Genomic DNA, 10,984 nt, shown 5'->3' with positions numbered 1-10,984 from the left:
TTTTGCGTTTTCGATCCGCAAGGTCGAGATGTCGCAGACGTAGTCGTCTGCTTGCATTTGGCTCTCCTCGGGGATGCCGGCAACCGGTGACTGAAGGCGATTAACCCAATCACCGCTTTTCGCCGACGGACGCGCTTCCGTGTTGGTCACTTCGCCAGCTTCCACCACCGACTCGTCGGGCCGAAGGGCCCTAAGTCACCGATCTATCTGCCGCATGTCATCTCGTGGCGGAGACTCCTTCCGCCCACCCGACAAAATCGTGAGTCGTCGACAGCGGCCTGGCAGGCCGGGCGATCTCGTTGCGTATGCGTTCAGTTGCATATGCGTTTAAGGGAACGGCGGTCGCTGGAAAGCCCACGCCGCTACGGTTTTGTTTGTGACGACTCCTCCCAATGGTCTGGATGTACGGCGCCGGGCCGGCTGGTTGCCCGATGACCAGGACGACTTGGAGTCGTGGCTTGCCGGTCACCGCCAGCGGGTGGAGGCCAGGGCCGAGCGGGTGGTGCTGCATCCGGTGATCGCGGAGTTTCGCGAGTTGATCGACTCCGATGCGGTGGTGCGCATGTACGTGCAGCGGATGATTACCGAAGTGCCACGTAGGAAGCGGTACCGCAGGAATCACCTGGACGGTGTCGAGCAGATGCTGCGTCTGATCAACGCGGTGTTGACGATGGCACCCGAGTTCGGCGAGAACGCAGTCATCACGCCGTTCTGCGCGATTCTCGACCGGACAATGGGCACATCTTCAGGATTCGCGGCCTACCGGGATCCGCGGATCAACGCGATGCTCCAGAAGATCCTGACCGTCTGGTGCCGGTTTCTCAGCGGTGCCGAATCACTATATGTGCTCAACGATTCGCCGTCCGGCTGGAAGTGCGACGCAGCCCGGCGTGCCATCGGCATTGAGCAATTCGAGCACGACCCGGCCGATGAGCACTGGGGCTTTGGATCCTGGAACGACTTTTTCACCCGACGCTTCAAGGACGGCGCGCGTCCGGTGGCCTCGCCGCAAGACGACAAGGTAATCGTCAACGCCTGCGAGTCGACGCCCTACCGGCTTGCCACCGGTGTCAACCGCCAGGATCGGTTTTGGATCAAAAGCCAGCCCTATTCGCTGCAGGACATGCTGGGCAATGACGATTCGGTGGATCAGTTCGTCGGCGGAACCGTCTATCAGGCGTATCTGAGCGCGATGAATTATCACCGGTGGCACAGTCCGGTGGCCGGAACGATTGTCAGGGCCTTCCTCCAGCAGGGCACTTACTTCTCGGAGGCCGTTTCGGAGGATTGGGACGCGGTCGCCCCGCCGGTTTCGCAGTCCTATCTCGCGCATGTCGCGGTGCGAGCGATCATCCTGATCGAAGCCGATGATCCTGTCATCGGCCTTGTGGCTTTCGTGGCGATCGGCATGGACGAGGTCTCCTCTTGCGTGATCGGCAAACATGTGACGCCTGGCTACCACGTTGGAAAGGGTCAGGAACTCGGGTGTTTTCAGTTCGGCGGTTCGACTCACTGCCTGGTCTTTCGACCGGGCGCGATCGCCGACTTCACCCTCGCGGCCCTTCCCCAGCCGAACAACCCCGACGCGCCGCAGGTGCTGGTCTGCTCGAAGCTCGCCATCGCCAATACCACCGCGTAATCGCCGCCAGCGCTGTAATGCATTTAGCCGCAACGCAACCCGCCCGCTATCAACAGTGAATCGATTGATTGCGTGCCGTTAATCTGCGATGGGCCGACTTCGACAGCCGATCCGCGTCACCGTCGATCGGCTATATCGCGCGAATCACACACGGCGCGCCTATAGTTTGCAGCGACAACGGGAGGCCGCCGTGCCATTGAAGTTACGCCCGGCGACCGCAGCCGACGTGCCGGAGTGTGGACGCATCTGCTATGACGCGTTCGACTCGATCGCCGTGCGCCACGGGTTTCCGCACGAGTTCCCGTCGGTCGAGGTCGCCACCGCCTTGGTTTCGGGGCTGATCGAACATCCCGGCTTTTTCGCCATCGTCGCTGAGGACGACGGTCGACTCGTGGGGAGCAGCTTTCTTGACGAGCGGTCGACGATTGTCGGGGTGGGCCATGTCACGGTCGCGCCGGACATGCAGGACCGTCACGTCGGCCGCACACTGCTCGACGCGATGCTGCAGCGCAGCGAGGAACGGCGGGTACCGGGCGTGCGACTGTTGCATGCTGCCTACAAGAACCGTTCAATGTGCCTGTACGCCAAGGTCGGGTTCGACGTCCGCGAGCCGTTCGCTGCAATGCAAGGCGACCCGCTGGACCTGCGGATCCCCGGTTACGGTGTCCGCGCGGCAACGGCGACTGACCTCGAGACGTGCAACGCGCTGTGTGTACGCGCGCACGGCCACGATCGCAGCGGCGAGTTAGGCGACTCGCTCGCACATGGCACGGCCAGGGTGGTCGAACGCGGCGGACGGATCACCGGGTATACGGCCGGGATCGGCTTCTACACGCACTCGGTGGCCGAGACTAATGACGATCTACAAGCGCTGATCGGTAAGGCTGAGGCATTCCAGGGGCCCGGGTTTCTTGTCCCGGTGCGCAACACCGACCTGCTGCGCTGGTGCCTGGCCCACGGGCTGCGTGTGGTCTTTACAGTGAACTTGATGACGATTGGCCTGTATTCGGAGCCGCGCGGCGCGTTTCTCGCGTCGACGTGGTACTGAAGGACCGCGGGTCGCGGGGTGCTCAGCACCCCGTGTGACCAAAGGCGCTTGGCTGGATAAGCAAGTAGCCCTTGTGGTTTGCCGTGAGCGATCCTGTGTTGATCGGCCACAAAGCCTCGGCCGGGCCACCCGCGGGTCTAATGTCGAGCCGCTTCAGGGTCAAACGGCCCTATTCGGGCGCGATGCGCATCGCTGACGATGGCAAGACGTAGGGCACAAGACATCGGGCACACAACAAAGGGGAGTCCCAATGGGCGCTATTACGACGGTCGCGGTGGCCGGTGCCACCGGGTATGCGGGTGGGGAGATTCTGCGTTTGCTTCTGGGCCATCCGGCGTTCACAGACGGCCGGCTGACCATCGGCGCGCTGACGGCGGCCGCCAGCGCGGGCAGCACGCTGGTCGAACACCACCCGAACCTGCTGCCGCTCGGTGCTCGAGTGTTGCAGTCCACCGATGAGAACGTGCTGTCCGGTCACGACGTGGTGTTTATGGCGTTGCCACCCGGCCATTCGGCCCCCTTGGCGCAACGGCTCGGTCCGGACACTGTGATCATCGACTGTGGCGGCGACTTCCGGCTGCGTGACGCGGCTGCCTGGGAGCGGTTCTACGGCACGCCGTACGCGGGCAGCTGGCCCTACGGGCTGCCCGAGCTACCCGGTGCCCGCGACCGGCTGCGCGGCGTCACCCGGATAGCGGTCCCGGGCTGTTATCCGACCGCGGCGCTGCTCGCGCTGGTGCCCGCCGTGGCCGAAGGCCTGGCCGAACCCGCCGTGACGGTGGTCGCGGTCAGCGGCGCGTCGGGCGCCGGCCGTACGGCAAAGACCGAGTTGCTCGGCTCGGAGGTCATCGGGTCGGCGCGGGCTTATAACATCGGCGGCGTCCACCGGCATACCCCCGAGATCGCCCAAGGCCTGCGCGCGGTGACCGATCGCGATGTGTCGGTGAGTTTCACCCCGGTGCTAATCCCGATGGCCCGCGGGATCCTGGCCACCTGCACGGCCCGCTGCATCGCGCCGCTGCCGCAGGTGCGCGCCGCCTACGAAAAGCACTACGGCGGTGAGCCGTTCGTGCACCTCTTGCCAGAAGGTCAGCTCCCCCACACCAAGGCGGTGATCGGCAGCAACGCCGCCCAGATGGCAGTCGCCGTCGACGAGGACGCCGAAACGCTGGTGGCCGTTTGTGTGATCGACAACCTCGTCAAGGGCACCGCCGGGGCGGCCATCCAGTCGATGAACCTCGCGCTGGGCTGGCCGGAGACCGACGGGCTATCGGTTGTGGGCGTGGCGCCGTGACCAGCGTATCCGCGGATACCCGGCTGGTGCACACCGAGGGGGTCACCGCACCCGCCGGGTTCCGGGCTGCCGGCATCGCCGCGGGCATCAAAGCATCGGGGTCACTGGACCTGGCGCTGGTGTTCAACGAGGGCCCCGGCTACGGTGCCGCCGGAGTGTTCACCCGCAATCAGGTCAAGGCCGCCCCGGTGTGGTGGACGCAGCACGTCGTGAGCACCGGGCGGCTGCGCGCGGTGATCCTCAACTCCGGCGGCGCCAACGCCTGCACCGGCGCGGACGGCTACCAGGACGCCTACGACACCGCCGAGGCCGTCGCGGCCGCGCTGTCGGACCGCGGCATCGAGACGGGGGCCACCGAGGTCGCGGTCGGCTCCACCGGGCTGATCGGCGACCGCCTCCCGATGGACAAGGTGCTGGCCGGGGTGCAGCAGATAGTCCACGAGGTGGCCGGCGGGCAGGATAACGGCGAGCAAGCCGCGCGAGCGATCATGACGACCGACACCGTGCCTAAACAGGTGGCGCTGCACCATGGCGACAATTGGGCGGTCGGCGGCATGGCCAAGGGTGCGGGCATGCTGGCGCCGTCGCTGGCAACGATGCTCTGCGTGCTGACCACCGACGCCGTCGCCGACACCGCCGCGCTGGATCGGGCGCTGCGCCGCGCGACCGAGCTGACCTTCGAGCGGCTCGATATCGACGGCTGCACCTCCACCAACGACACCGTGTTGTTATTGGCATCGGGGGCCAGCGCAATCACGCCGACCCAGGACGATCTCGACGATGCGGTGCTGCGGGTCTGTGACGATCTGGCCGCCCAGCTGCGGGCCGACGCCGAGGGTGTCACCAAACGCGTCACGGTCACGGTGACCGGCGCACCGACCGAGGCCGACGCGCTGACCATCGCGCGCACTGTGGCCCGCGACAACCTCGTCAAGACCGCGCTGTTCGGCTCGGACCCGAACTGGGGACGGGTGGTGGCCGCGGTCGGCATGGCACCGATCACCGTGGACCCGGACCGGATCAGGGTGTCGTTCAATGGTTCTCCCGTCTTCGTCGACGGTGTCGGGGCGCCGGGTGCCCGCGAGGTGAACCTGAGCGGCGCCGACATCGAAGTCGTGATCGATCTGGGCCTCGGTGCCCAGGAGGCCTCCATCCGCACCACCGACCTGTCCCACGGCTACGTCGAAGAGAACTCGGCCTACAGCTCATGACTTCTTCCAATGTCGCCGGCCAGGCGGCTGAACCCAATGTCGCCGGCCGAGCGGCTCCGCCGGTCACCGTTACCCGCGACGTCAAGGCCCGGGTGCTTGCCGAGGCGTTGCCGTGGCTCAAGCACCTGCACAACAAGATCGTCGTGGTCAAATACGGCGGCCACGCGATGATCGACGACACGCTGCGGCGCACGTTCGCCGCCGACATGGTGTTTTTGCGCAACTGCGGCATCCAGCCGGTCGTCGTGCACGGCGGCGGCCCGCAGGTCAGTGCGATGCTCAAACGGCTCGGGATCACCAGTGAATTCAAGGGCGGGTTCCGGGTTACCACGTCGGAGGTGCTCGACGTGGCCCGGATGGTGCTGTTCGGCCACGTCGGACGGGAACTGGTGAACTTGATCAACACGCACGGGCCCTATGCAGTCGGCATCACCGGCGAGGATGCGCAGCTGTTCACCGCGGCGCGGCGCAGCGTCATGGTCGACGGGGTGCCCACCGACATCGGCCTGGTCGGCGACATCCTAAGCGTCAACACCGACGCGATGCTGGATCTCATTGCGGCGGGCCGTATTCCGGTGGTCTCATCCATTGCCCCGGACGCCGCGGGCGTGGTGTATGACGTCAACGCCGACAGCGCCGCAGCCGCGCTGGCGCCGGCGTTGCGAGCCGAAAGGCTACTCATCCTGACCGACGTCGAGGGGCTCTACACCCACTGGCCGGACCAAGGTTCGCTGGTCAGCGAGATCGACACCGTGACGGTGGCCGAACTGCTGCCGTCGCTGGAGTCCGGCATGGTACCCAAGGTCGAGGCCTGCCTGCGCGCGGTGGAGGGCGGGGTACCTGCCGCGCACATAATCGACGGTCGGCTCGAGCATTGCGTGCTAGTTGAGCTTCTCACCCACGACGGCGCCGGAACCAAGGTGGTGCGCGCATGACCAGCACCGACACGATGCTCAAGCGGTGGGACGCCGTAATGATGCGCTGTTACGGCACCCCGCCGCTCGCGCTCGCCTCCGGTGACGGCGCGGTGGTCACCGACGTCGACGGCAACACCTACATCGACTTTCTGGGCGGAATCGCGGTCAATCTTCTGGGACACTGTCATGCCGCGGTGATCGAGGCGGCGACCCGCCAGCTGACCACGCTGGGCCACACTTCCAACTTTTACGCTCACGAGCCCGGCATCGCGCTGGCCGAAGCCCTCGTCGACCGGTGGGGCGTCGAGGGCGCGCGGGTGTTCTTCTGCAATTCCGGCGCCGAAGCCAACGAGTTGGCGTTCAAGCTGTCCCGGCTCACCGGCCGCACGAAACTCGTTGCCGCCCAACGGGGCTTTCACGGCCGCACGATGGGGTCACTGGCTCTGACCGGCCACCCTGAAATCTCGGCGCCGTTCGCCCCGCTGCCCGGCGAGGTCGCCCACGTGCCGTACGGCGACGTCGACGCGCTCGCGGCCGCCGTGACCGACGACACCGCGGTCGTGTTCCTCGAACCGATCATGGGCGAGGCCGGCGTCGTGGTCCCACCGGCCGGCTATCTGGTTGCCGCCAGGGAAATCACCGCCGCGCATGGCGCGCTGTTGGTGATCGATGAGGTGCAGACCGGGATGGGCCGCACCGGAGCGTTTTTCGCCCACCAGCACGAAGGGATCACCCCCGATGTGGTAACGCTGGCCAAGGGGCTCGGCGGCGGGCTGCCGATTGGGGCGTGCCTGGCGGTCGGGCCCGTCGCGGCGCTGCTAACGCCCGGCTTGCACGGCAGCACGTTCGGCGGCAATCCGGTCTGCGCGGCCGCGGCGCTGGCGGTCTTGCGCACGCTGGCCGACAACAACCTGATCGAACGCGCCAACGCGCTCGGCAAGTCGCTCCGCGTTGGCATCGAGTCGCTGAATCACCCCTTGGTGGACCATGTTCGGGGCCGCGGCCTGCTGCGCGGTGTAGTCCTGACCAAGGAGGCCGCCAAGCCGGTGGAGGCCGCCGCCCGCGAGGCCGGCTTCCTCGTCAACGCCGCCGCTGCGGACGTGATCCGGCTGGCTCCGCCGCTGGTGATCACCGAGGCGCAGATCGACCAGTTTGTGACGACCCTCCCGGATGTGCTGGACAAAGCGGCGGCATGAGGGTGCGGTACTGAGATAACGCTGGCTCGCCTGACGAGCTCCTCGGGAACACGACCCCGGAGGGCGTGCCAGGGCATCTGGTCATCCCAGCGGTCCAAAAAGTCCCGACCTCACCCCAATCGCTCCTTATAAGGGTCCAAATGCTCTGGTGGCCCGTGCCGTCGCGACCCATCCTGGGAAAGCGAAGGAGGGCGACGATGCCCAAACATTGGTTGGTGATGGAGGGTGAAGGACTCCCGGCGCCGTTTCGCGCCCGACTAGCCGGAGCTGGGCGGCATCTGCCTGCCACTGTGCTCACAACAGACGAATTGATGGCGACCACGCGTCATAACACGCACATCGATCTGGAACGACTGACCGGCATACACGAACGTCGCGTCTCGATTGGAGACGATGACTCCTACACTCTGGCAACCTCGGCCGCGCTGGACTGCCTGGACAAGGCACAACAGCAGGCCGCGTCGCTCGATGTGGTGATCAGTTGCAGCATCACGAAGTTTCGCGGCGGCCTGACGCAGTGGATAGAGCCAACTATGAGCAGCGCCGTTGCCCGCGCGATCGGGGCAACTAAGGCGATGACCTTCGACCTGTCCAACGCGTGTGCCGGAATGCTGACCGGTGTCACGGTGCTCAACAATTGGATCCGGCAGGGAGCCGTCGAGCGCGGGTTGGTGGTCAGCGGCGAGTACATCTCGCAGCTCGGCCAGAATGCGGCCCGGCACATCCACAACATCATGAGCAAAGAACTCGCGTGCCTGACACTGGGCGATGCGGGAGCGGCACTTCTGCTCGAACGTGCCACCTCCGGGTCTGGCGGCATCAGCCTTGCCGGATTCACCACGGTTGCCGACTACAGCCGGCTGTGCCTTGCCTACCCGAAGGGGCATGATCCCGGTGCCCGGATGTTCACCAATTCTCGCGGGATCCAGCGGGCAGCCATTGCCGACACCCCGCTCTTACTGCACGAAGTCCTCGAAGCAGCCGGCATCGCGATACACGACATCGATCACGTGATCACGCATCAGACCTCGGCCCGCGCGATACGCAAGGGGATGGCCGCGGTGTCCGCTTCATTGGGTGACAGTCCACGGCACGACGCCGTGATCACCGTCGATCGGTACGGAAACACGGCGTCGACGACCCACACGGTGGCCCTCGTGGAAGAACTCGAAGCCGGGCGGATCCGGCCGGGCGAAACTATCGCCTTGATTGCTCTGGCATCAGGTCTGGAGATCGGCGTCGTTCTCCTCACCGTGGACGAGGATTTGGTGGGCCGCTATGGGCACAGTGATTGATCGCCTCGACGTCACCCGAGGTGGTTGGCGCACCCGTCACAGCGCACTGCATCTGGCGGTCGCGGCGGCCAAGACCTGTTTGCAACGAGCGGGCCGAGAGCCCGACGACGTGGACCTTCTGATCAATACCGGCATCTACCGCGACAAGAATCTGGCGGAGCCCGCCCTCGCTGCGCTCATCCAGGAGGACATCGGGGCCAACCCCGAGGACCCACACGACGACGCTCACGGCACGTTCTCCTTCGACATTTCGAACGGAACCTGCGGAGTCCTCACCGCCTTGCAGATCGTCGACGGATTCCTGCGGTCACACACCATCAACTGCGCCCTGGTCGTCGCGAGTGACGCCAACCCGGGGCGCGGGATGAGTGAGCACTTTCCGTTCTCCCCCGTCGGGGCGGCACTGTTGTGCGGCTGGAGCGAGGACGACTTCGGACTCGGCCGTGTGCACTGGGTGACCATCCCCGACGACGGTGAAAACTTCCGCGCCACTGTCGGACTCGAAGACGCGCGCAATGTGCTTCGATTCAGCGGGTCGGCGGCGATGGACGAGCAATTCGCCGCCGCCGGCGCCCAAGTCGCCCAAAGCTGCCTTCAGGAGGCCTCGCTCGGCCTTTCCGACGTCGACATCATCGTCGCCTCGCCGGCCCGGCACGGCTATCGCGCGGCACTGGCCGCCAAACTCGCAATACCGGTGGAACGGATCATCGTCGCCGACGACGAACGCATGCACACCGCCTCGCTAGTCGCGGCACTCCTTGCAGCCGAGGAACTCTCGCCCGGCGCCCGCATTCTGCTCGTTGCCGCCGGCGCGGGAGTCACCGCGGGTGCCGCTCTCTACCGCGACGCGCTGCATCCGGTGTAGCAGACATGAAATCACCGACGAGGTCGGGATCCACAATTGTGACCCTGACGATGAATCCGGCGCTCGACATCACCACGGACACCGATCGGGTGATTCCCACCGATAAAATGCGCTGCGGGGTGCCCCGTTACGATCCCGGCGGCGGCGGAATCAACGTCGCGCGAATCGCCCATGTGCTCGGCGCATCGGTGTCGGCGCTCTTTCCGGCGGGTGGTCACGCCGGCAACAAGGTGACCGATCTTGTCGCTGACTCCGGGGTTCCGGTGCAGCGGATCACCGTGGCTTGCTCCACCAGGGAAAGCTTCACCGTGGACGAGCGCAGCACCGGCCGGCAGTACCGCTTCGTGCTCCCGGGTCCGCCGCTCACCGGTGCCGAGCAGGCCGAGTGCCTTGAAAAGCTAAGTGCTGCTGCAGGATCCGCGGATTTCGTGGTGGCGAGCGGTAGCCTGCCGCCTGGTGTTGCTGCCGACTTCTATCAGCTGGTCGCCGACCTCTGTCGCGAGCGCGGTGCGCGGCTGATTCTGGACACCTCCGGAGCTGGACTGCGACATATCTCTTCCGGCGTCTTTCTGCTCAAGCCGAGCGTGCGAGAACTGCGCGAATGCGTCGGCCGGGAACTCATCAGCGAGTCAGCGCAGCTCGCCGCGGCGCACGAACTCATCGACCGCGGCTGCGCTCAGTTCGTCGTCGTGTCACTCGGGTCCGAGGGGGCTCTGCTTGCTACACCGCATGGAAGCCAACGTTATTCGGCGGTAATGGTGCCTTGCGGCAGTGGCGTGGGCGCCGGCGACGCCATGGTCGCCGGCATCACCGTGGGCCTGAGCCGTGGCTGGCAACTCAACAAGGCGGTGCGGCTGGGCATCGCCGCCGGTGCGGCCATGCTGCTGACTCCCGGCACCGCGCCCTGCACCCGTGAAGATGTCGAGCGACTTTTCGAGATGGTCCCCGACCCCACAGACGTCGATCGCGACCAATGGTTGTCCGCTCAAGCAAAGACATCGCCATGACGCCCGTCACCGTCGATCCGCGCTACCACGACGCCGTAATCTTCAACCTCGACGCTGTGCTGGCCGACACTGATGGTGTTCTGTTCGAGTCGACGATCAACCTAGTGCGAAAATTACTCGACGTCGGGATCGCCACGGCGGTCCACTCGTTGCACCCTGGCGGTCAACAGCTCTTGAAAGCCGCTGGGATTGATAACCTTTTCGGTGTCTGTGTCGATGGCGTGCCTGCCGCCGTCCTCGCCGAAGCCACCCGCCGACTCGGTGTGCGTCCGCAACGGTCCGTCGTCGTCGACGACGCCGGTGAGGGGATAGCGGCGGCCCACGACGGCGGTTTCGCACTGGTCATCGGTGTCGACCGCACCGGGCATGCCGACAGACTACTGCTGTGCGGCGCCGACGTTGTGGTTGCGGACCTGGACGACGTCGCTGTACGCGTGGGTGACCGGCGGATCTCGCAGCTTCCCGATGCGGTGGAGTCATACGGTCAGATCATCGGTGTTCTGGGCGCCCGA

Annotated in this window: 9 protein-coding genes and 1 pseudogene; all 10 read left to right on the top strand. The window is 65.8% G+C overall.

The window, feature by feature from the left end:
* Positions 1-376 precede the first annotated feature (376 nt).
* Complete coding sequence (locus tag ACLQI9_RS31350; RefSeq protein ID WP_442381497.1) at positions 377-1,639, top strand: phosphatidylserine decarboxylase family protein; 1,263 nt, start codon at positions 377-379, stop codon at positions 1,637-1,639.
* Positions 1,640-1,829: 190 nt separating this feature from the next.
* Positions 1,830-2,687 carry a GNAT family N-acetyltransferase gene (locus ACLQI9_RS31345; protein ID WP_442381499.1) on the top strand — a complete coding sequence of 286 codons (858 nt, stop codon included), beginning with the start codon at positions 1,830-1,832 and terminating at the stop codon, positions 2,685-2,687.
* 250 nt (positions 2,688-2,937) lie between these two features.
* Entirely contained in the window at positions 2,938-3,981 is a 1,044-nt protein-coding gene (gene argC / locus ACLQI9_RS31340) for an N-acetyl-gamma-glutamyl-phosphate reductase (protein WP_442381501.1), read from the top strand.
* Positions 3,978-5,192 carry a bifunctional glutamate N-acetyltransferase/amino-acid acetyltransferase ArgJ gene (argJ, locus tag ACLQI9_RS31335; RefSeq protein WP_442392749.1) on the top strand — a complete coding sequence of 405 codons (1,215 nt, stop codon included), beginning with the start codon at positions 3,978-3,980 and terminating at the stop codon, positions 5,190-5,192. The genes argC and argJ overlap by 4 nt, the downstream gene beginning before the upstream one ends.
* On the top strand, positions 5,189-6,127 hold the full coding sequence (gene argB, locus ACLQI9_RS31330; protein WP_442381504.1) for an acetylglutamate kinase: 939 nt from the start codon (positions 5,189-5,191) through the stop codon (positions 6,125-6,127). Before argJ ends, argB begins: the two co-directional genes overlap by 4 nt.
* Entirely contained in the window at positions 6,124-7,305 is a 1,182-nt protein-coding gene (locus tag ACLQI9_RS31325; RefSeq protein ID WP_442381506.1) for an acetylornithine transaminase, read from the top strand. The genes argB and ACLQI9_RS31325 overlap by 4 nt, the downstream gene beginning before the upstream one ends.
* A 197-nt stretch (positions 7,306-7,502) precedes the next feature.
* Positions 7,503-8,600, top strand: a complete 1,098-nt coding sequence (locus ACLQI9_RS31320; RefSeq protein WP_442381508.1) for a 3-oxoacyl-ACP synthase III family protein — start codon at positions 7,503-7,505, stop codon at positions 8,598-8,600.
* Complete coding sequence (locus ACLQI9_RS31315) at positions 8,584-9,465, top strand: 3-oxoacyl-[acyl-carrier-protein] synthase III C-terminal domain-containing protein (RefSeq protein WP_442392747.1); 882 nt, start codon at positions 8,584-8,586, stop codon at positions 9,463-9,465. The genes ACLQI9_RS31320 and ACLQI9_RS31315 overlap by 17 nt, the downstream gene beginning before the upstream one ends.
* Positions 9,466-9,470: 5 nt before the next feature.
* The gene (locus ACLQI9_RS31310; protein ID WP_442392745.1) at positions 9,471-10,472 is read left to right on the top strand and encodes a 1-phosphofructokinase family hexose kinase; all 1,002 of its coding nucleotides are present in this window, start codon (positions 9,471-9,473) and stop codon (positions 10,470-10,472) included.
* Positions 10,469-10,984 (top strand): annotated as a pseudogene (locus tag ACLQI9_RS31305) (trehalose-phosphatase); the annotation flags it as partial. The gene ACLQI9_RS31310 and the pseudogene ACLQI9_RS31305, both read left to right, overlap by 4 nt.

Source organism: Mycobacterium sp. (assembly GCF_052143115.1).
In the GTDB taxonomy this organism is placed as follows: domain Bacteria; phylum Actinomycetota; class Actinomycetes; order Mycobacteriales; family Mycobacteriaceae; genus Mycobacterium.
The sequence above is the reverse complement of the archived record's forward strand: the minus strand, read 5'-3'. Positions and strand labels throughout refer to the sequence as shown.